This is a genomic window from Patiriisocius sp. (genome assembly GCF_051252435.1).
Taxonomy (GTDB): Bacteria; Bacteroidota; Bacteroidia; order Flavobacteriales; family Flavobacteriaceae; genus Patiriisocius.
Genome location: NZ_JBPOFW010000005.1, coordinates 221,361 through 242,976 on the forward strand (window position 1 = coordinate 221,361; position 21,616 = coordinate 242,976).

Consider the following 21,616-nt stretch of genomic DNA (forward strand, 5'->3'; position numbering starts at 1 on the left):
TTGATGATGAACTGTATCTTGAATATGATTTCTGAAAGAATGATGACTAAAAGGAGCCAAGAGCCAAGACTAAATGAATCAAAAAACTATTCCCTCCGATAAATTTTAATTTCGTCTACCGTCTACAACAATCCACGAGCCTTAATCTCCAAATACTTATTTATGGTATTCACGGTCAAATTTTCGGGTGCGGTTAAAATAGTTTGTATGCCGTATTTCTGAAGTTCGTTAACGATTAACTTTTTCTCGTAGACAAATTTTTCGGCGATGGTTTTTTCAAATATTTGGTGCGTAGTGACCGCTTTTTTCTCGCTGAACTCTTTCAGCTCTGTATTTTCAAAAAAGATAACGACTAACAAATGCGTTTTGTTGATGGCTTGCAAATAGGGGAGCTGCCTGTGCAGTGCGTCCATCGTTTCAAAATTGGTGTAGAGCAACATCAAACTGCGTTGTTTCACCATCCTTTTTATATCAATGTATAAACGCGCAAAATCACTCTCGCTAAAATCGGTTTGTACATTGTACAGCGTTTCTAGGATCAGATTCATTTGGGCTTTTGAGCGTTGTGCTAATACCCGGTCTTCTACTTTTCGGCTAAAGCTGAACATCCCCGCTTTGTCTTTTTTCTTGATAGCAATGTTCGAAATTACCAGCGTAGCATTTATTGCGTAATCCAACAAACTCAACCCACTAAAAGGCATTTTCATCACTCTTCCTTTGTCGATAATGGAGTACACAGGTTGTGACTTTTCATCCTGAAATTGGTTTACCATTAAAGCGCCCCGCTTTGCAGTGGCATTCCAGTTTATATTCCGCACATCATCTCCAGAAACATAATCTTTTATCTGTTCAAATTCTAGCGTATGGCCAATGCGTCTAATTTTCTTTAATCCAAATAATTTCAGCTTATTTGTAAAAGCGATAAAATCGTATTTTTTTAATTGCAGAAATGAGGGGTAATTGGGTATCATCGCATTTGCATCAAACAAATGTTTGCGCGACGCTAACCCCAAAATGCTCGCTGTGAAAACTATCAAATTACCAAAATGATACTCCCCGCGTTCCGTTGGACGCACATGGTACGTAAATCGTTTTTCCTCCGATGGCGCAAGTGTTGACTCAATCATAAAATCGCGCAGTTGCCATTGAATGGGTAGCTCGTCAATAATTTTAAGGGTTGTTTTAAACTGGTATCTATTGACAATCGTAATCTCTACCTTGTTATCGTCGCCGTTGCTCAATTTTTCGGGCAACACTCTATTCGCGGTAACGCCCGTTTTATTTCTGAAAAGTAACAACACATCAAAAAGCAATCCCACCATTAAAATCAAAAATAAAAGCCGTGCCACCCCATACAAATCCTGAAAAAAATAGGAAAGTATAAACACCAATACAACAGCTATTAGCAAGCCAAAGAAGCGCTGGTTTAAGTATAGACTTTTAAAGAATGATTTCACTTTTGGATTTACGATTTTAGAATTACGATGTACGAATTTTTACTTAAACTTAAATTTCGATTTTGTCCCGATAGCTATCGGGATCAATTTCAACGTGGTATTTCAATGGTTTCAATAATTTGACTTACCACTTTATCTGTTGTAATGCCTTCCATTTCTCTTTCGGGTGTTAAAATGATACGGTGGTTCAATACCGCGGGTGCTATTTTCTTGATATCATCTGGTGTAACAAAATCACGGCCGTTGATAGCAGCGAGTGCTTTTGATGCATTCATTATCGCTAAGGATGCACGTGGCGATGCTCCGAGAAAAAGGTTGGCGTTGTTTCTTGTGTTTTCGGTAATGGCTGCGATGTAGGCGAGCAAATTGGGTTCAACAATTATTTGCCGAATCACTTTTTGATATTGTGCAATTTCCGCAGCCGAAAGAACAGGAGCAACCATATCTAAAGCCAACTTGTTTTCACGCTGATGTTCGTTTGTCAAAATCTGGATTTCCTCCGCAAGGCTAGGGTAGGGCACATTTATTTTAAATAAAAATCTGTCCAATTGTGCTTCTGGCAATGCATACGTTCCTTCTTGCTCTACGGGATTTTGCGTGGCAAATACTAAAAATGGTGGTTCCATTTTGTACCGCGCTCCGTCAATTGTAATTTGGCGTTCTTCCATTACTTCAAACAAAGCAGCTTGCGTTTTTGCGGGTGCTCTGTTTATCTCGTCAATCAAAATAATATTTGAGAAAATAGGCCCTTTTTTAAATTCGAATTCGCTCGTTTTTACGTTAAAAACAGATGTCCCTAAAATATCACTAGGCATTAAATCTGGCGTAAATTGCACTCGGCTAAAATCGACAGCAAGTGTTTTGGCAAGCAACTTTGCGGTAATCGTTTTTGCAACTCCGGGAACACCTTCAATTAAAGAATGCCCATCTGCAAGGATAGAAACCACAAGCATTTCAAGCATGGCGTGCTGTCCTACGATAACTTTTGCTAGCTCGGCTTTTATCTTTTCAACGGCGTTTTGTAATCCCGATAAATCAATACGAGAATTAAAAGCTACGTCGTTGTTTTGTTCAGGTTCGATTTCCGGAACAACAGAATTTTCAGAAATGGGTGGTTGCTCATTTGCTGGTTGCTGTTGTGGTGTATTTTGTTGCGAAGCGTTGTCGTGTGGATTTTCCATAATATTAAGATGTCTTAAAATTTTCAATGAGTTTGTTGAGTGCTATCAAGTCTTGTTCGGTATGAAATGATTTCCCTTTTAGTACTTTAATGGTGTCAATAACCTTTCTGGTTTCGTCAATAGTATTTCCACTCTTGAGTGCTAATTTGTTAATGAATTTTTCTGAAAGCTCATTCGTGTCAAGATAATATTGTGTTCGAATCGTTTCCATGAAATACGAAATCTTTTTGGCGATTATATTTCCGAAGTCTTTATGCTGAAAGTACAAATCACCAATGGTACGCGTAAATTCGATAGAGGTGTTTTGTAGTGGTTCGATGACTTCGATAATGCGTTGCTCACGTTTTCCTTTAAAGATAATGAAAACGAGCAGCCCGAGCATGGTCACGTAATACGCCCATTTTAATGGGGATTGGTCAAAAATGAAACGCATTTTTGAGGTAATGGTTTTCTTGCCATCTTTTATATATGCGTCCCAATAAATAGTGTCTGCATCAATAAAAGCCATCAAATTTGCTGTGTAATTATCTGCACCATTTAGCATATAATAGTTAGAGAAAGCCTCTGGTAATAAGTGGAAATAAAAGTCTCCTTTACCGTATTTCACTCTAATGTAATTGATGTTTTCGTCCAACTGTTCTTTTTCGGTCACGTTATATTCAAATTCGTCTATTGCCTCGATAACGCCATCGGTTTCAATGTAACCAATAGCTTGCGTTGTGAGTGTATCGATGCTTTCAAATCTAGAATAGGTTGCGCCACGTTTGAATTTTGGTGGGTCATCACTTTCTAGATTTTCAGCATAAAAGTTGGGAAAAATATCGTCTTCGGCAAAACCGTAACTCGTAAAAATTTCAAGATTGAGGGAGTCTGTTACGATATTTCCGAAGTAATGCGAAGACACAAAAACTGTATTTCCTTTCTCTACATAGTTTCGCAATGACTCAAAACGTTGTTCGTCCAGCAAAATATAATCATTGATTAACAGGTATGCCGAGTTGTTTTCATATTCCTCTTTTACGAGAAATTCGTAAGGGTCTTCTTTTATGGTTTCAATCGTCGCATTGTCAAAAAGCGCAGGTAATTCATCAAAGAAAATTTTTGAGCCAAAGGGGATGGTATCTTCGGCGGTGTAACTTGTCCACCAATTAATGGGTTTTGGGCGTACTATTTCAGAAATAATCACCACCAAAAGTGCGACACCAAAAAGGATGAGTATATTTTTTGAACGTTTATCCAGCATTGCCTAAGTGGGTTTTAATGCGTTCAAAATCTTTTTGGGCTTTGCCGAAATCGTCTTCGTTCAATGCAAATTCGCCATACCAAACATAATCGTACACGTATGAAATGCGTTTAAACGAGGTTTTTAAATCGGTATCTTCAATTTCATTATAATAATCTTGATTTGTCTTTTCAAAATCCCAAATAATCTTTGAAGCCCCGGAGAGTTGCTTCAAGGCTTTCAAATACATATACCTAATGGCAAGACGATAATTATTGTTTTTCAAGGCTTCGGAAATGTAACTGTCCAAATCAATATTTTCAATGTGTTCTTCCTCCACTTTCAATGGAGCGAGTTGCGAACTTTTCTTTGTAAAAAAACTGGAAGCAGTATCGCCCACCAATAATTTAACAACGATATAAATGGCAAAAATGACCAATACGCCATAAATTAAATAACGCAAGATTACAAAGGTTTGCGGATCGAGGTCAATCCCAAAAAGTTCAGCAAGTTTTCTAAAAAACCAATTGAGTCCCCGGGTGATTAAATTTTCGGCCTCGCCTTCCATAACATCATAATCATAATCACCTCCAGAATATTTTTCTTTAAAATTTTCAGCAAAACGTTTGGGCGGCACGGCTGTACTATCAATTTGTAATTGAGGCAATGCATCTTGTGCTTGCAGCAGATTTCCGCAGCAAAAAGAAAGAAAAGTGAGTATGTATTTATTGTTATTCACCAGCGCCTATTTGTTCGATTTTTTCGCGTGTATGGTGGTTGTAGGTTTCTTCATGGTTAGAAAAATATAAAACACCATTTACAAATTGTGATAGCGATTGATTGAAAGAAATTAAAAATAAAAAGATGGTCAGCGCTATAATCCAAATAACTTTTGCTACGCTACTATTTATGAGGTCAATATCATTTTCGGCGGCATGAAATACATAAATACCAATTAAAATCCCTGGAATCATTAGTAGCACCGCGAGCAATATCCCTAACAGTATGGAAATAACAAGATTTGTCAAAACATTTTTCCAGAAAAAATTAAACAGCATTGTCCAGCCTTCACCAAGGGCACTCGAAACATCTTTATTTTCGTAGAGCATTGACATAAATGCAAGACCCATCCATGATGTCCAACCCAGGATTATTACATAATAAACTATTGTTCCCAAAATAGGGATAAAGGAAATAAATGCGCCAACGACCGCCACCGCTAAATAAATTAAAATGAGTAAAACCAAAAATAAAACAGATTTTCCTAAGTTTTTTTTGAGACGTGCCCAGACTTGTTTTTTATCAATTATGATTTTTTTATTATCCTCGTATTCAATCATGTAACTAGCTGCTAAACTGTAATTAAGAAGTCCAGTGATTAAAAAGATTATAACAAATGCTAACACTCCAAACCCAATATACCAAGCGCCAGCATCAACAGGATTTTCCCCAGTAACATTGTAATTAACACTACTTTGTATCATACCCATAAAACCTGTAACCATGAGATAACTCACACCTAGAAGACCAATGATAAAAAGACCATTGTATCTAATGTACAGATTTATGTATGCTCCTGCATTTTGTTTAAAGAAATCAAAAAACGTACTTATAGAATCACCAATATCACGTTTTTGTTTTAATTCTATAAAGTCTTTTTTAAGCATATTTCTTATTTAAAATAATAGGGTAGATAATATAATAGTAAACGATTAAAAACAACGAAGCAAAAATTATCGTCATCGCTAACCAAACGGGCATGTTGCTATATCGCGTAATGAAACCTTCAATAAATCCTGCAATTATAAAAAATGGAATCGTACTTACGACCACTTTTAGCCCATCTTTTGCACCCTTTAAAAAGGAGATTCGGCGTGAGTATGTCTTCGGAAATAGAATGGAATTACCCATTATAAGACCAGCGCAACCAGCAATTACAATCACTGAAATTTCAATTGTCCCGTGTAACCAAATGGTTTTTGAAGCTTCAAACAACAAATCTCTATTGTAAAAGAAGGTGAAAAATGCACCTAGCATCACACCATTTGAAAACAATATATATCCCGTTCCAATAGAAGTAATCACTCCAAAAGCGTACGCCAAAAATGCGACCCGAATGTTATTGATTGTAATTCCTAAAAAAGTTCCGAGTTCACCACCACTTTTGTAAATCGCAGTTGGATCACCATTTTCTATATTTTCGAGTGTTTGATTTACATAATTGTCACCAAGAATTAAACGCACAAATGAGTCATCATTGATGGTTGAAATCACTCCAATCGCCGTTGCTGAAGCAAAAATTAAAAAAGCATAAAGCAATGTTCGTTGATATTGCAGAAAAAATAATGGAAATTCGTACTTCCAAAAGCTAACAATGCGGTTTTTGGATTCTTTTTTATTCTTATAGATTTTTTGATGCGCTTCGCTCGCAAGTGAGTTGAGGTACTGTAGTGTCTTGCTTTCTGGGTAATATGTTTGAGCGTAAGCGAGGTCGTTTGTAAGCTGTATGTAGTAGTCTGCCAAATAATCTGGCGTTATTTGATAATTAAGTCGCATTGCCTTTTCAAAAGCAATCCATTTTTCTTTATTTTGTTTTACGAATGCTGCTTCGCGCATTTTTTTTAGTTAAATATAAACACAACTTTCTTAATGACAAATTTAGCAATCAATACCACACAAAATGTTAATCTTAACTATAAAGTTGTTAGCATTGGCGAACGTATTCTAGGGTTTTTAGTGGATTTGTTTGTTCTTTTTATTTATATCTATGTAATTGAGTTAGTTACAGATGCGATGGGCGAGTCGATAACCGATAATTGGACTGTTTTTGGATTACAACAATTACTATTATTGCCTGTTTTTTTCTATTCGTTGTATATGCATCTGCTTTTTAAAGGGAGAACTTTAGGTAAAATGGTAATGAAAACAAGAGTGGTTAAACTCGACGGAAGCCCTGCACATTGGTCCACATACTTAATTTTATGGATGATGCGATTGGTAGATATTTGGATGTTTTTAGGTTCCATAGGATTATTGACTATCATTTTTAGCGACCGCCATCAACGATTGGGTGACCACGCTGCGGGAACAGTAGTAATTTCAAATAAGAAAAAAACAAAAATAAGCCATACCATTCTTGAAGAAGTAAATGATGATTATGTGCCTAAATTTTCCACCGTAACTACCTTGACGGATAAAGATGCACGACTTATAAAGGAAACGTATTTGATTGCCATTAGATCTTCAGATTATAAAACCTTGAGAATGCTGCGAGAAAAGGTAGAGGCTACCATTAGCACTACATCAGATTTATACGACAAACAGTATATTGATACTGTTCTCAAGGATTATAATTATTACACGCAGCGCTCATGAGTCTACTCTTAATCATCGATTTTTTAGGAACGATTGCCTTTTCGGTTTCCGGAGCGTTGACCGCGATGAAAAAACGCTTAGATCCTTTTGGGATTTTCATCATTGCTTTTGTAACTGCTTTGGGTGGCGGTACGTTGCGTGATGTTTTATTGGATGTCAATATTACTTGGATGCGGGATTTAACGTTCGTTTATGTCATTGCCATTGCAACACTGCTTGCGGTATTGTTTAGAAAAAAATTGGGCTATATCCGTAAGTCGTTATTCTTATTTGATACTATTGGGATCGCACTCTATACTGTGATTGGTGTAGAAAAAGGAATTGCGGCAGACTTGCCACCACTTATTTGTATAGCACTCGGCACAATGACGGCATGTTTTGGTGGTGTAATTAGAGATATTCTCTGTAATGAAATTCCAGTAATTTTTAGAAAAAACATTTATGCTACGGCATGTATTTTAGGCGGAGTAAGTTATTTTATTTTGCTGAAAACATCTATGACAGCAGACTTTATTGTAATAATATCAGGGAGCGTTGTGATTGTGATTCGACTATTAGCGGTTACCTTTAATTTGTCATTGCCTAGTATTTATAAAAAAGAGAGTGAAAATATTGAAGGAGTTTAGGTTTCAAAGTCTATACTCCCAATTAATCTAAAACCTCCACAGTCAAAACCACATTTTTTAACGGCCATTCCTGTTCATCTTTTGGCTCGTTGGCAATTTTTTCTACGACATCCATTCCGCTGGTTACTTTGCCAAATACGGTGTAACTACCGTCGAGATGACGTTTCTTTTTAGGTTCGCCCAAGAAAATAAAAAATTCGTACGGCTCACTTTTATTATCATCATTATCGCGATAATATTTTGCGCCAGAGAGGGTTCCGTAGGTGTGGGGGATATTGATTTCATTGGGGATTCGGTAGTCTGCACCCAATTTAGTTCGCATTTTTTGAGTTGAATAATTATCGCTCGTTCCTGCTTGAATTATAAAGCCTGGAACCACACGATGAAAAAAAGTAGTATTGTAATATCCTTCTTTGGCGAGGTAAATAAAATTTGCGCGGTGCAAAGGTGTGCTCTCAAAAAGCGCTACTTCAATTTCGCCGAGGCGGGTGGTAATTTTCGCCTTAGTTTCGGGGTTTTCTTTTCCGTAGTTGGTCAAAAATTCCACCACATTTTCATTGGTTATTTCTTCGCGTTGTGGGGTTTCTTTTTTTGTTTTCTTCGGAAATGTATCTTGAACAACCCTTGTTTTGTTGTTGTCTATTTCCGAAGTACTTGAGGCCTCTTTGCTATTTTGTGTTGCAGGCGTCGGGGTCTTTTTCTTATCTTCACAATTGATAAAAAGAAAGAGAATCGCTACTACCGAAGCTAAAATTTTTAAGGAATATGACATTTTTAGAATTTTCAAAACAGATTGTAAAAATAGAAAAAATGGAGCTTCCTGGAGAGGCATCTCATCATAAAATGGCACCGATTGAGCGATTGCGAGAATTGACACAAAAAGCAAAATCCAAGAATACAGCCAAGCGTGCAGCAGTGATGGCGTTGTTTTATCCGTCAGAGAAAGGAGAAACCAATTTAATTTTAATATTGCGAAAAACCTACAAAGGCGTGCACTCCGCACAAGTAGGATTTCCAGGCGGAAAAGCAGAACCCGAAGATGTCGACGAAGCCGCAACGGCACTTCGAGAAACCGAAGAGGAAGTGGGTGTACCGCAACAGGCCATTGCTGTTTTGAAAAAGCTAACCGAAATTTTTATTCCGCCATCAAACTTTTTTGTGCAGCCATTTATAGGAATTACAAGCGTTACGCCAAAATTTATTCCGCAGGAAGAAGAAGTGGAGGCGTTGATTGAAGTGCCATTATCGCATTTTATGGATGATGCGGTTTTGATTACAAAAACACTATCAACAAGTTATGCGACTGATATTGAAGTTCCTGCATATTTACTCAATGGTCATGTGGTTTGGGGAGCTACTGCGATGATGCTGAGCGAGGTAAGGGAACTACTTAAAAAAATATGCTAAGGTGTAATATTTTGTATATTTGTTGTTCCCCTAATATTTCCGAAGAGGAAAAATTAAACTGAAATTTATGGGTCTTTTTAAGAAGAATCCTTTTGGACATATTTTGTTTTTAAAACTATGGTTGATTCGCATTCTTGGTGCATTAACACATAGACGATTTAAAGGTTTTAATAAACTTGAAATCGACGGAAGTGAGATTTTAAGAAGCCTTCCCGATACAAACGTTCTTTTTGTATCCAATCATCAAACATATTTTGCAGATGTTGTTGCTATGTTTCACGTTTTTAACGCGAGCTTGAGCGGGAGAGAAGATAACATTAAAAATATAGGCTATCTCTGGAAACCTAAATTGAATCTTTACTTTGTAGCAGCGAAAGAAACAATGCAAGCAGGTCTTTTGCCTAAAATACTCGCTTATGCTGGTTCGGTAAGTATAGAAAGAACTTGGAGAGCAGAAGGGAAGGATGTGCAAAGGCAGGTGAAGATGAGTGATGTTAGTAATATTTCGAAAGCGCTGACCGACGGTTGGGTGATTACATTTCCGCAGGGAACCACTAGACCTTGGAAACCAATTAGACGTGGGACGGCTCATTTAATCAAAAAAAATAAGCCAGTAGTTGTGCCTATCGTAATTGACGGTTTTAGACGGTCTTTTGATAGAAAAGGATTACGGGTTAAAAAAAGGGGAATTCTTCAATCTATTGAAATCAAACAACCTTTAGAAATTGATTATGACAATATTCCGGTGGAAGAATTGGTTGAAAAATTAGAATACGCTATCGAGCAACACCCATCTTTTTTAAAGGTAATCCCTGCTGATGAAATTAAGAGCGAAGAGGAATTGAACAAAGAGCGAGAGTGGAGGTATTAAATTCCTTTTAGAAAATCTAAAAATAAATCCCAAATCTCAAAATAGATAATAGCCTATTTGAGATTTGGGATTTGTTTTTTTGTAATATGAAGTTGCTTTTACATTTCTATTCGCTTCAGCTCATCATAATTGTGCTTGAGTCTTTTTAGCAAGATTCCGTAGATGACGCGATAGATTAGTATTAAAAGTCCAATCAAAACAACACCTACGACAAACTGGGTTATAAAGAAGAGGGAAGTAAAACTTTCTGGTGGTATCGCCGCATAATTACTATTGTTTTCCGTAATAATTGAATATAATTCGGTCTTCTTGGTAAATAGAAACATGTTTACATATAGCGATGCAAGAATTGCTCCTACCACATTATAAATAACAAAATACTTTACTGTTTTGCGTGTCTTTAAAATATTTGCCATTAAATCCTTAGCAGTATCGGTGATGCTAATTTTGCGATAATTCATGTAGAACAGCGCTAAAAATGCAGCGATGATTGTATAATGAAAAATTGAAATGATTGTCAGACTTTTTTTAAGACCAATATTTGCTATGAGTTCTTTATTTGATTCTGGAGTTAAAAAACCGAGTACTACCCAAAATAATATTTCAGCAATACTTATAACAAATATCCACTTTACAATTGATGACGACTTTTTGAGCAGCATCTTATAAATATCTTGATATGACAAGGTAGGATGCGTTTGCTCCTGTTGCTGCCATTTTGATTTTAATAATTCTAATTGATCCATAGGCTTACGGATTTAATATTGTTCTTAATTTCCCTTTAATCCTGTTCATTTTCACTCTTGCATTTACCTCACTAATTCCCAGGGTTTCAGAAATTTCGCTATAATTTTTATCTTCTAGATACAAGAACACAAGTGCCTTGTCAATGTCATTCAAGTTTTTAACTGCGGCATACATTAATTTCAACTGCTCTTCAATCGTATCGTCATAATCCTCTGCCGAAATTTTAAAACTCACCCCCTCAAAATCCTGCGTCTGCACCCTTCTTTTACTTTTACGATACAGTGTAATCGCGGTATTTAGTGCCACCCTGTACATCCACGTGCTAAACTTGGAGTCGCCTCTAAATTTGGGATATGCACGCCATAATTGAATAGTCACTTCTTGAAATAAATCATTATGCGAATCTCTGTCGTTGGTATAAAGCCTACAGATTTTGTGCACAATGTTTTGATTCGCTTCTAAAAGCTCCACAAATTTATGTTCAAGTTCTTTGTTCAATGGTTGGTTTTTGATAGTCGAGATATAAGTATATCAAATTTACTTTATGTTACAATCCGTGACATAAATAACTATAATTTTCTATCGGAATGTTCAAATATGAATTAATTAGAAGTGCGAACATCAATTTTTCCATCGGAAACATAACGCCCACCAACCTCGTCGATATTAACATCAAGCTCATCGCTGGTTTCAATACTTTTGATATTCACTTTTACCTCGTCGTAGGTATCAACACTTTTTAGATTGACATTCAATTCGTCATACGTATTGATATCGACAATGCGAACATCAATGGTATTTGCTTCGGAAATAGGTACCAATTGATATTTGGTTGTTGCATTGGATTCAGAAATTAGAGTAGGATTTCCAGCATAAGCACTCGGAAAAACCTCTAAATCCTTTACCACATTTATGGTTAAACAAATGGCAATAATGGTAAGAATTGATTTTGTATACGTATCGGTTTTCATGATCCTTATTTTTTATATTTCGTAAATCAAGATATCAAAAAACTGACCAAAAAAATCAAATCATTTTCTTTTTAACGCCTTTTCTAGTATAAGTAACAAGTTTCATTTCGTCTGCTTTACCGCGTAGTTTTTCTTCGCCTAAATCTTCTCTTTTTACCCGCAAGGGTAGATTGATGTTGATATCTGCAAATTCTTTTGAGGCCAATATTTCAACACCCATCTCGTTACAAAGAGACTGTATTCTTGACGCTGTATTTAAAACATCGCCACTAAAAACAATCTCCCTTTTTATTTGACCAATTTCTCCCACCATTACATCACCATAGTGATATCCTACTTTAAACTCAGGAAAAAGTCCATATTTCTTTCTATACCTAGGGCGTTTGTATCGGATGATTTTTTTCATACTATAAAAACATTGGATAGCGTTGCCTCTCTTTAATCCGTGCTTCATTTTCCATGAGACTACAATTTCGTCACCTACATATTGATATACTTCGCCTCTAGTTTGGACAATAGCAGGAGCGATGTCTCTAAAAAAATCTTTTAGGAAATTAAAATAGGCTTCTTCATCTAATATTTCGGCTATGCCTGTTGCGTTTTTAATATCACAAAACATAAAGATGCGTCGCTCGCGCTTAGGCTTAAAGTAGCGACCCATCAAGAAATCTGGGAAAACTCCCGGCCCATATTTTTCGTTTACCATTAATATGATGAGTGTCACGATGACAATAACAAGCCAAAGAAGAAAATTCTTAATAAATATAAATTCGCCAAAAAATGGAATCATTAACTCCACAACTTCATGATTGAACATACCTACACCGAGTTCTTCACTAAAGTAATAAAGCCCCCCAAAAAAGCTTACCACAATGGCAGTTAGCGTATAGGCAATCACTATTTGAAGCAATGCCCGCAAAAAAGAGTGTTTTCGTAGCCACCGTTCCATAAGGTTTACGGTCAAAACACCACCAATGAGTCCGGCCAAAACTCCTACAATTAGATTTGCCGTAAAGGATTGCTGAAAATCGTATTCGCTCGTTAGCGCATTGTTTGCAAGAAGTGTGTAGTACTCGTAGAAGAAAACAACATTGGATATTGCCGTCCACGAAATTAAAATCCAAAAAGCTCTTTTTGCATAGAACCAGAGTTGGCGCTGTGTATATCTTCTAAACCTAATTGCCATTAACCGTTTTTATATTTATCGTTTAGCCCGAGGCCATTTTTAACCATGGGTACTATTTTTTCAATACGTTTGAGCTTCGTTTTTTCCTGTTTTGCGGTTGTTATATATTCGGCGTATTCTCGTTGCTTTCCGGGAGTCAATCTTTTAAAGGTAGCATTAAATTCTGCATCTTCTTTTAATGCTTTTTTAAGTAGGGATGGGGTTATTATCTTTTTAATTTCAGATTTTACCTCTTTCCCCGCTTTGCAATTTTCAATCGCTTCGAGCGTGTATGCTAAGATAGTTTCCTCGTCAATAGTATCCCCTTTTTCAATACGCACTTGTCTAAGTGCTTTGGTCTTTCCTTTTTGCGCATTGACTAAAATGTGTTTTGGGTCTTTTAAAAAAACACCTTGATGAAACCAGATACCCAAATGATTTTTAAATCCTACCATACCCACAACATTTTTGTTGTTAATGGTATAAATGGGAACGCCCCATTTTAAATCTTCGGCAAGTTCTGTACTATTAAAAAGTTTCCGAAGAGAAATCATTTCTTCTTTCCATTCGCCACTATTTTCAATAAATGCAGTTACTTTCTGTGCTGTGGTCACTTTATTTTTAGGTAGTTTGTTTGAAGTGAAGATACAATTTTTTTATGCTTCGGAAATGTGAAAGAATTGATAAAAAATAACAGCCAAATCTAAATATAGAAAGGGCTGTTATTAAAGAAATAATTTAAAATATCTCTAGTTCTTTATAAACTTTAAAGTCGCAGTACCTTCAACGGTTGAAACTTTTGCAAAGTAAATCCCACTTTTTAATGAAGCTGTATCCAAGGTTAAATTACCTGTTGGTATCGAGGTAAATTTTTGAGAACTAACGACCTTTCCCTGCACATCAATTATTGCAACTTCTTTTACAAGTACACTTGGTGAATATGAAATTATCAATTCATTACTTACAGGATTAGGGTATAATTTAAACTTGTTTTTCAGCGCATTATCTTTAACACCTAAAAAGTTATTATATAAAATTTGAAGTGAATCAATAGGCTCTTCTCCAAAAGGCATCTCTTCAATATTCAATCTAATAAATGGGTCATTTACATCATCATTGGCTTGATATACCAAAAGATACGCACTCGTTGAAGAAGTTCCTCGAGCCAGACAACGAGAGTCAGCACCTGCAAAATTAGCTCCCTGCATGGCTGCCATTAATTTATCGGCTAGTGTTCCGTTAGTTGAAGTAAAATTATCTCTCATATTATTCAATACGGTTTCATTCAATAAAATATTTCCCTGAACGCTAAAGTTTGTTCCTTGTATATCATCTTTATAATCATCGGCACTCGCTCCTGTAAATCCTGCCGTTCTTGGGTTACCATTGGTATCAAAATCTGCAATCCCGTATTGGCGGTATGCTGGGTCAAAATTTTGACTGTTGCAAACATCGTTCAATTGCAGATAATCAATAATTTCACTGGGTGATGCACCCATTTCCATTTGGTTGATTGCCGCGTTCAAATTAGAATTTGGAATACACACATACGCTTGGCTATTTACACCGCCACGCCCGGGAATAATTTTGGTTATGATATCTATAATTCCGCCAAAGGCAGCAGCTCCGTCCACACAGGAAGCACCTGCCGAGCCTACATCACCTGTTGCTGGATCCACTGCAATGATTGAAAATGTATCCTGCGCCTGCACACCGGTTGCGACTGTTAACGCTAATAAAAATGAGTAAAATTTTTTCATGATTTTTAATTTTTGAATAAATATACTAGATATAAATTTCATTTTCGGTCTAAAAATTCATCAACCTACAATTCGGACATTTAAAATAACAGTTGGGTTTACTTTTTTGTGCAGTACTTCGGAAATGTAACAACTTTGAAGTATCAAAATAAAATTTATCTTTAAACCAGTCGACATGAAACCAACCAAAAAACAATTACTAATCATTTATATAGTTACATTCATTCTTGCAATGCTACCTTTTATGGCTTTTGCGCAGACAACAATATCTGGTGTTGTGACCGAAAATAATGGAACTCCCATTTTTGGAGCAAACGTGTATCTCGAAGGTACTTACGATGGTGGTACCACAGATGAAACTGGAAAATTTTCATTTACTACTGAAGAAACTGGAGTACAAACCATCATGGCATCGTACGTTTCATTTGAAACTTTTATGATGGCGCAGGATGTTTCAAAAATGAAAAATATTACTATCAAACTTAGAGATGATGTCAATTCACTAGAGACCGTGGTTTTATCTGCGGGTACTTTTGAAGCGAGTGACAATAGTAAAGTTTCAGTATTAAAACCGCTAGATGTAGTGACAACCGCAAGTGCGTTGGGGGATTTTGTGGGTGCATTGCAAACACTACCTGGAACAAGCACAGTTGCTGAAGACGGTCGATTATTTGTGAGAGGAGGAGATGCTAATGAAACTCAGATTTTTATTGATGGAATTAGAGTTTTTACACCCTACACGCCAACAACAAATAATGCTCCAACGCGCGGAAGATACAGTCCGTTTTTGTTTGACGGTATTACATTTTCAACGGGAGGTTATAGTGCCGAATATGGACAAGCACTTTCATCTGTACTTTTATTAAATACGATTGATGAACCTGTGCAAGAATCAACAAATGTTTCTATTATGAGCTTGGGATTGGGGCTTGGAAATACCCAAAAATGGGAGCGTAGTTCTTTAAGTGTTAATGCCAGTTATATCAATCTTGCACCATATCTCGCGCTTTTTCCAAATCGTAACAATTTTACAAAACCTTTTCAAACGGGAAGTGGGGAGGCAGTTTTTAGACAGAAAATAAAAGACGACGGACTTTTAAAAGTATATGCCGCTTTTGATACCTCAAGATTTGAATTAACTCAAGAAGATATAAATAATCCTGAGGGAACGTTCTTTGGGTTGAATAACCGAAATTTATATACAAATGTAAGTTATAGTGATTATTTAGCTAACGATTGGAAACTAGACACCGGAGGAAGTTACACCATAGCAAAAACCGATGTAAAATTGGACGATGCTACTATTAACAATACCGAAAACTCAGCACACATAAAATTGAAATTACGTAAGCGTTTTAGCAGTCGATTTAAATTGTCTTTTGGAGCTGAACAATTTTTGACGGATTTTGAAGAAGATTTTAAAAATCCTTCCGTAGCAGCACAATATGGATACGATAATAATATTTCAGCAGCCTTTAGCGAAGCCGATATTATTTTCTCCCGCAAGTTGGCTTTAAAAGTAGGATTAAGAGGAGAATATAGCGGTTTGTTTGATGCGTTTACGGTTTCGCCAAGAGTTTCGTTGGCATATAAAACAGGTAAGAATAGTCAGTTATCACTCGCATACGGAGATTTTAAACAGCAGCCGGATAGTGAGGTTTTAAAATTTCAGCAGGACTTAAAGGCGCGTTCAACGCAACATTATATTCTCAATTATCAATACACGGCAAATAATAGGATTTTTAGAGCGGAAGCCTATAGAAAAGAGTATGATGATTTAATTACGTTTGATACTGAATTTGCTAGCTTTGACAGTACGTTTGCCAATAGCGGTAACGGCTATGCGCAGGGTCTCGATTTATTTTTTAGAGATAATGAGTCGTTAAAAAATATTGATTATTGGGTGAGTTATTCTTTTTTAGATACCGAACGCAAATACCGTAATTATCCTACAAGCGCAACGCCATCGTTTGCAAACACTAATAATCTTTCGGTGGTTGGAAAATACTGGATTGAGGATTGGAAAAGTCAAGTAGGTTTTAGTTATCAGTACAGTAGCGGCCGGACGTTTACAAATCCTAATATCGACGGGTTTTTACAAGACAAAACCAGGGATTTTAATAATGTAAGTTTAAATTGGGCGTATTTAATCGACCAACAAAAAATATTATATTTATCTGTAAATAATGTATTTGCTTTTAAAAATGTGAATGGTTATCAATATAGTAACACCCCAAATAATCAAGGGGTTTTTGACCGTCGCGCATTGCAACCCGCAACAGACCAATTTTTCTTTGTTGGGTTTTTCTGGACAATCAGCGAGGATGGGAAAGAAAATCAATTGGATAATTTGTAACCGTGAGTCATGAGCTTTAAATGTATTTACATTTCGGTATTGATTTTCGACATTTCAGTATTTCAAAATTTTTATCCCTTTATTGTCTTTGTAGTTTTACATGGTAAACAAAAAACTTTTTAATCAACCTTTTTAAATTTCAGAAATTATGCAAACTTTTATCACGTACGTTACATTATTCTTTACAGGCTTGGTTTTGCAAGCGCAAGTAAATACTATTGAATTGACTGTTACTAATCTTGATTCTAATGACGGCGTTGTTTTAGCGGGTCTTTATGATAGTGAGGCAAATTGGTTAAACAAACGCCTGCAAGGAGCAATCGTTAAAATAGAAAATAAAAGAGCGACATTTACTTTTAAAGATGTGCCAGATGGGGTGTACGCTATTTCAACGTTTCACGATGAAGATAATGACGGGAAATTAAAAATGATCATGGGATTTTATCCTGGAGAAGATACGGCATCATCAAACAATGCACCGGCACGTTTTGGCCCACCAACTTGGGAAGATGCTAAATTTGAAGTTAAAAATGGAGTGCTGATAAAGCAATTAATCTCAATGTAATTTTAATCACCTTTTTAAAACAGAAATATGAAAACTATACTTTACATCGCAATTTTATTTGTAGGATTTGCAACACAGGCACAATCAAAATATGAAAAGGGCATGCAAAAAGCGCTCGATTTATGGAAGGCTGAAAAACCACAAGAAGCGTCAAATTTATTTGAAAGAATTGCAACTGCAGAACCTACCGAATGGCTTCCTAATTTTTATGCGGCACAGATTCAAGTATTCTCAAGTTTTGGAATGAAGGACAAAGCAAAACTTACCGCAACATTGAATAAAGCACAAGAACTTATGAATCTAGCAAAAACAAATAGCGAAAATCCAAATCCTGAAATCATGGTTTTAGAAGCACAATATTACACAGCTTGGATTGCTTTTGACGGACAACAATACGGAATGCAGTATGCCGGAAAAGTGGCTGAATTATATCAAAAAGCTTTAGCAATTGCTCCAAACAACCCAAGAGTAATTATGGGAAAAGCGGAGTGGGATATGGGGAGTGCGGCATACTTTGGCGGAGATGCTAAGGTATATTGTAAAGACATTAAAAGAGCTATAGAACTCTATAAAACAGAAGTGCCGGAAAGCCCAATCCATCCTTCAGGTGGCGAAGAACATGCGCAAGAAGTACTTGCTAGAAACTGTGGAGAATAATCATGAATTTAATTAAAGAAATAGGCAAAGCAACGTTAATAGGAGTACTGGTATTTCTAGTAATCTCAATGATTGAATATGTAAATGGATATAATGTTGTCACTAGTGGAAGATTGCTTTTAAAGTTTGGTTTTAATATGTTGTACACATATGTGCTCTACTTTAATAACACCTTATTTTTTAATTATTTAATAAAAGAACATAAAAGTAAATTATTCAAACCAGAAAATCTTGCATTTGGAATTTTTGGAGGTATTTTAATAACCTTATTAAGTTTGGTATTGCTTCGTTTTTTTACCGAGGTTGTCTATTTTGGAAAGTCTGTGGATACCTTTATAGAGAATGAAAGATTAGGATACTACTATGTTTCATTTTTAATATCGGCAGTAGTGACATCGCTATTTTATATCGTTTATTGGTATAAAAGTAAGCAGGAGGGGAAAATCAAAGAATCGCAGATTATTGCGGGTACGGCATCAGCAAAATTTGATGCACTCAAAAATCAGTTGGACCCTCATTTTCTTTTTAATAGTCTCAATGTGTTGACGAGTTTAATTGAAGAAAATCCGCGAGCAGCAACCAAATTTACCACATCGCTTTCTAAAGTGTATAGATACGTTCTGGAGCAGAAAAATAAGGATTTGGTTACAGTAACCGAGGAACTACAATTCGCACAACTCTATATGTCCTTACTGGAAATGCGTTTTGAAGACAGTATTGTATTTACGATTCCTTCGGAAATCTCAAATCCTGAAGCTAAAGTTGTTCCATTGGCATTACAACTTTTATTAGAAAATGCGGTAAAGCACAACCAAGTAATGCCGTCTAAAAAATTGCACATTACTATTACCGAGAAAAACGGAAACTTAATTGTAGAGAATAACATACAGCCCAAACAGACCATGAAAGAGAGTAGTGGAGTAGGGCTAAAAAATATCAAGCAACGTTATCAATTACTCACAAAGCAACCTGTGAATATTATAGAAACAAAAGAAACATTCAGCATTTCTATTCCTATGCTGGAACAAACAACAACAATTATGAGAACGCAAACAGAACATATTTCAGAAAAACGATACGAGCTTGCAAAAGAGCGCGTGGAAAAACTAAAAGGATTTTACATACACTTTGCAATTTACTTGTGCTTTGTTCCTGTTTTTATCTGGTTATGGTATCAATCAAATACATCATTTCCTTGGTTTTTGTTTCCAATAGGTGGATGGGGTTTTGGTCTTTTGGGTCATGCTAGTGATACCTTTAGTTGGAATCCATTTTTCGGTAAAGATTGGGAGCAGCGTAAGTTGAGAGAGTTAATGGATGAAGACAATGATGTGTTATAATGGTTACATTTCAGCAGTGAAATTTGACAGTTGGGTACTTCAAAATTTTGTAAACGATGATGCTACTTTATCTTTATACTATCATTAAAAATGAACTATTATGAAACCTATTATTAAAGACGATAAGTATTATAGAGCAAAGGAACGCCTTTCGCTTATAAAGAAATTTTATGTGAGTCTCAGCATGTTTATTTTGTTCGCTATTTTCTTGGCGTGGCTCAATTATTATATAGATGGTTGGAGACATCCTTGGTTTTTATGGGCCGTTGGAGGTTGGGGACTGGGATTGATATTTCAAGGAGCAAAAGCATTTAACTGGAATCCCATTCTAGGAAAAAACTGGGAAGCTCGCAAAATGAAAGAGTTTATGGAAGAAAATGAAAATGAACCCACTGTAAAATTTTAATCATGAGAACAAAAGAACATTTAAGATACAAAGAAGCAAGAAAGCGCATTGAGGTTTTAAAAGGCTTTTACAAACACCTTGCGGTTTATATTGTTGTAAATTTTTTGCTAATTTCATACCGATTTTACAGATATTCCAGCCGAAGCACTGACGCTGTAAACGAGGATTTTTACAATTGGATTGATTGGAACGTTTTTGGAACCGCAATTTTCTGGGGAATAGGATTAGCAATCCATGGTCTCTATGTATATCAGTTTAAATTTGGATTTATCCGAAATTGGGAACAACGAAAAATGGAGCAATTCATGAAAGAGGAAGATGGAAATACACCTTTAAAATTTTAATTATGAAATTTTTATTTTTAATTATACTTGGCGTATTCGCTTTTTCAACATTAGTAGCACAGGATTTTGTTATCAGGAACATTACTGTATTTGATGGCGATAAAGTGATTGAAAATACTTCGGTTCAAGTAGAAAATGGAATTATTGTAAAGATTGCTGATAATATTAAAACAGATAGCGAAGCAATTGACGGCAATGGCAAATTCCTAATGCCAGCACTTACCAATAGTCATGTGCATGCATTTTCTGCATTGGGTTTAAAGGAAGCTGCACGAGCGGGAGTTCTACAGGTTTTTGATATGCACGGTATGGAAAAATACCAACGCCAAATGCAAGAAACATTTAAGGACAGTACCAATTATGCCGACTTTTATTTCGCAGGAGCAGCGGCAACCGCTCCGGGAGGACATGGAACGCAATTTGGTTTCCCTTCTCCCACATTAACAAAAGTGGCAGAAGCAACCGCATTTATTGATGAAAGAATAGACGCCGGTGCAAATTATATAAAAATTATCGTGGAGCCGTGGCGAGAAACCTTATCTCATTATGTGGTAAAAGAATTAATAGAAGTGGCACACAGAAAAAACAAAATGGCCGTGGTGCACATTTCAAAATTAGATGATGCATACCAAGTGCTGAGTAATGGGGCAGATGGATTGGTCCACGTTTGGTGGGATGAACCGATTACAAATGAAGAAATAGAAGTCTTAAAATCTAAAAATCAATTTTTCATTATCCCTACGTTGCTTACTTCGCATTTAGCGCTTCAAACTATTAGAAAAAGCAATCCAGAAAATAATTTTATGTCCAACGAAGAAATTTCTTCCGAAGTCAAAAAACTCTACGATGCAGGAATTCCATTATTGGTGGGAACTGATCCACCAAACGCGCAAATCAATTACGGAACCGACCTTTATAAAGAAATGGAATTGTTTTCGAAAGCAGGAATTCCTAATATAGAAGTGTTGAAAACCGCAACTTCAAATCCTTCAAAATATTTTGGAATTACCGATACAGGCTTTATCAAAGAGGGTTTTAAAGCAAATATTATTTTACTGGATGCGAGTCCCATTTCAGAAATGAAAAACATCAATACCATTAATACCGTTTGGAAAATGGGAAAACCAGTAAAAAGAAATTGAATTTTTTCTTCGGAAATTTTAGCC

Annotated in this window: 24 protein-coding genes; 11 read left to right on the forward strand and 13 right to left on the reverse strand. The window is 36.0% G+C overall.

The genetic code is table 11. The annotated features are described in order from the left end of the window. Positions 1-122: 122 nt before the first annotated feature. From ACSHW7_RS12650 to ACSHW7_RS12675, 6 genes are all read right to left on the reverse strand, one after another. Positions 123-1,349, reverse strand: a complete 1,227-nt coding sequence (locus ACSHW7_RS12650) for a DUF58 domain-containing protein (RefSeq protein ID WP_435679724.1) — start codon at positions 1,347-1,349, stop codon at positions 123-125. Between the two features lie 197 nt (positions 1,350-1,546). Further along, positions 1,547-2,638 (reverse strand): AAA family ATPase, encoded by a 1,092-nt coding sequence (locus tag ACSHW7_RS12655; RefSeq protein WP_435679725.1) that lies wholly within the window; start codon positions 2,636-2,638, stop codon positions 1,547-1,549. A gap of 4 nt (positions 2,639-2,642) precedes the next feature. Then, entirely contained in the window at positions 2,643-3,881 is a 1,239-nt protein-coding gene (locus tag ACSHW7_RS12660; RefSeq protein ID WP_435679726.1) for a DUF4350 domain-containing protein, read from the reverse strand. Continuing rightward, complete coding sequence (locus ACSHW7_RS12665; protein ID WP_435679727.1) at positions 3,871-4,599, reverse strand: hypothetical protein; 729 nt, start codon at positions 4,597-4,599, stop codon at positions 3,871-3,873. Before ACSHW7_RS12665 ends, ACSHW7_RS12660 begins: the two co-directional genes overlap by 11 nt. Next, complete coding sequence (locus ACSHW7_RS12670; RefSeq protein WP_435679728.1) at positions 4,592-5,527, reverse strand: hypothetical protein; 936 nt, start codon at positions 5,525-5,527, stop codon at positions 4,592-4,594. The genes ACSHW7_RS12665 and ACSHW7_RS12670 overlap by 8 nt, the downstream gene beginning before the upstream one ends. Beyond that, entirely contained in the window at positions 5,520-6,476 is a 957-nt protein-coding gene (locus tag ACSHW7_RS12675) for a stage II sporulation protein M (RefSeq protein WP_435679729.1), read from the reverse strand. Before ACSHW7_RS12675 ends, ACSHW7_RS12670 begins: the two co-directional genes overlap by 8 nt. A gap of 33 nt (positions 6,477-6,509) precedes the next feature. Here ACSHW7_RS12675 and ACSHW7_RS12680 point away from each other — a divergent pair, with 33 nt between their 5' ends. Beyond that, positions 6,510-7,235 carry an RDD family protein gene (locus ACSHW7_RS12680; protein ID WP_435679730.1) on the forward strand — a complete coding sequence of 242 codons (726 nt, stop codon included), beginning with the start codon at positions 6,510-6,512 and terminating at the stop codon, positions 7,233-7,235. Further along, positions 7,232-7,861 (forward strand): trimeric intracellular cation channel family protein, encoded by a 630-nt coding sequence (locus tag ACSHW7_RS12685; RefSeq protein ID WP_435679731.1) that lies wholly within the window; start codon positions 7,232-7,234, stop codon positions 7,859-7,861. The genes ACSHW7_RS12680 and ACSHW7_RS12685 overlap by 4 nt, the downstream gene beginning before the upstream one ends. A gap of 22 nt (positions 7,862-7,883) precedes the next feature. Here the strand turns inward: ACSHW7_RS12685 and ACSHW7_RS12690 are convergent, their stop codons facing one another. After that, complete coding sequence (locus ACSHW7_RS12690) at positions 7,884-8,633, reverse strand: peptidylprolyl isomerase (RefSeq protein ID WP_435679732.1); 750 nt, start codon at positions 8,631-8,633, stop codon at positions 7,884-7,886. On the opposite strand from ACSHW7_RS12690, the gene ACSHW7_RS12695 reads away from it, so the two are divergent. Together ACSHW7_RS12695 and ACSHW7_RS12700 are read left to right on the forward strand one after the other, a co-directional pair. Next, positions 8,627-9,268: an NUDIX hydrolase gene (locus tag ACSHW7_RS12695; RefSeq protein WP_435679733.1), complete on the forward strand. Its 642-nt coding sequence runs from the start codon at positions 8,627-8,629 to the stop codon at positions 9,266-9,268. The genes ACSHW7_RS12690 and ACSHW7_RS12695 overlap by 7 nt on opposite strands. Before the next feature lie 67 nt (positions 9,269-9,335). Beyond that, positions 9,336-10,139 carry a lysophospholipid acyltransferase family protein gene (locus tag ACSHW7_RS12700; RefSeq protein WP_435679734.1) on the forward strand — a complete coding sequence of 268 codons (804 nt, stop codon included), beginning with the start codon at positions 9,336-9,338 and terminating at the stop codon, positions 10,137-10,139. Positions 10,140-10,237: 98 nt separating this feature from the next. On the opposite strand, the gene ACSHW7_RS12705 is transcribed toward ACSHW7_RS12700, so the two are convergent. The 6 genes from ACSHW7_RS12705 to ACSHW7_RS12730 form a co-directional block, all read right to left on the reverse strand. Continuing rightward, positions 10,238-10,885: a hypothetical protein gene (locus ACSHW7_RS12705; protein ID WP_435679735.1), complete on the reverse strand. Its 648-nt coding sequence runs from the start codon at positions 10,883-10,885 to the stop codon at positions 10,238-10,240. 4 nt (positions 10,886-10,889) lie between these two features. Next, the gene (locus tag ACSHW7_RS12710; RefSeq protein ID WP_435679736.1) at positions 10,890-11,384 is read right to left on the reverse strand and encodes an RNA polymerase sigma factor; all 495 of its coding nucleotides are present in this window, start codon (positions 11,382-11,384) and stop codon (positions 10,890-10,892) included. 104 nt (positions 11,385-11,488) lie between these two features. Then, positions 11,489-11,857 carry a hypothetical protein gene (locus ACSHW7_RS12715; RefSeq protein WP_435679737.1) on the reverse strand — a complete coding sequence of 123 codons (369 nt, stop codon included), beginning with the start codon at positions 11,855-11,857 and terminating at the stop codon, positions 11,489-11,491. 55 nt (positions 11,858-11,912) lie between these two features. Next, a complete protein-coding gene (locus ACSHW7_RS12720; protein ID WP_435679738.1) occupies positions 11,913-13,043 on the reverse strand; it encodes an adenylate/guanylate cyclase domain-containing protein in 1,131 nt (376 codons plus the stop codon). Then, the gene (locus ACSHW7_RS12725) at positions 13,043-13,636 is read right to left on the reverse strand and encodes a YdeI/OmpD-associated family protein (RefSeq protein ID WP_435679739.1); all 594 of its coding nucleotides are present in this window, start codon (positions 13,634-13,636) and stop codon (positions 13,043-13,045) included. The genes ACSHW7_RS12720 and ACSHW7_RS12725 overlap by 1 nt, the downstream gene beginning before the upstream one ends. 135 nt (positions 13,637-13,771) lie before the next feature. After that, complete coding sequence (locus ACSHW7_RS12730; protein WP_435679740.1) at positions 13,772-14,782, reverse strand: DUF1028 domain-containing protein; 1,011 nt, start codon at positions 14,780-14,782, stop codon at positions 13,772-13,774. Between the two features lie 175 nt (positions 14,783-14,957). On the opposite strand from ACSHW7_RS12730, the gene ACSHW7_RS12735 reads away from it, so the two are divergent. The 7 genes from ACSHW7_RS12735 to ACSHW7_RS12765 all read left to right on the forward strand — a co-directional run bounded on the left by ACSHW7_RS12735 (position 14,958) and on the right by ACSHW7_RS12765 (position 21,592). Beyond that, on the forward strand, positions 14,958-17,138 hold the full coding sequence (locus ACSHW7_RS12735; protein ID WP_435679741.1) for a TonB-dependent receptor: 2,181 nt from the start codon (positions 14,958-14,960) through the stop codon (positions 17,136-17,138). Between the two features lie 148 nt (positions 17,139-17,286). Then, entirely contained in the window at positions 17,287-17,703 is a 417-nt protein-coding gene (locus tag ACSHW7_RS12740) for a DUF2141 domain-containing protein (protein ID WP_435679742.1), read from the forward strand. Positions 17,704-17,730: 27 nt separating this feature from the next. Beyond that, positions 17,731-18,360 carry a hypothetical protein gene (locus ACSHW7_RS12745; RefSeq protein ID WP_435679743.1) on the forward strand — a complete coding sequence of 210 codons (630 nt, stop codon included), beginning with the start codon at positions 17,731-17,733 and terminating at the stop codon, positions 18,358-18,360. 2 nt (positions 18,361-18,362) lie between these two features. Next, the gene (locus ACSHW7_RS12750; RefSeq protein ID WP_435679744.1) at positions 18,363-19,700 is read left to right on the forward strand and encodes a 2TM domain-containing protein; all 1,338 of its coding nucleotides are present in this window, start codon (positions 18,363-18,365) and stop codon (positions 19,698-19,700) included. A 100-nt stretch (positions 19,701-19,800) separates the two neighbouring features. Continuing rightward, complete coding sequence (locus ACSHW7_RS12755) at positions 19,801-20,106, forward strand: 2TM domain-containing protein (RefSeq protein ID WP_435679745.1); 306 nt, start codon at positions 19,801-19,803, stop codon at positions 20,104-20,106. A 2-nt stretch (positions 20,107-20,108) separates the two neighbouring features. Further along, positions 20,109-20,450: a 2TM domain-containing protein gene (locus tag ACSHW7_RS12760; protein ID WP_435679746.1), complete on the forward strand. Its 342-nt coding sequence runs from the start codon at positions 20,109-20,111 to the stop codon at positions 20,448-20,450. Between the two features lie 2 nt (positions 20,451-20,452). After that, complete coding sequence (locus tag ACSHW7_RS12765) at positions 20,453-21,592, forward strand: amidohydrolase family protein (protein ID WP_435679747.1); 1,140 nt, start codon at positions 20,453-20,455, stop codon at positions 21,590-21,592. Positions 21,593-21,616: the final 24 nt, after the last annotated feature.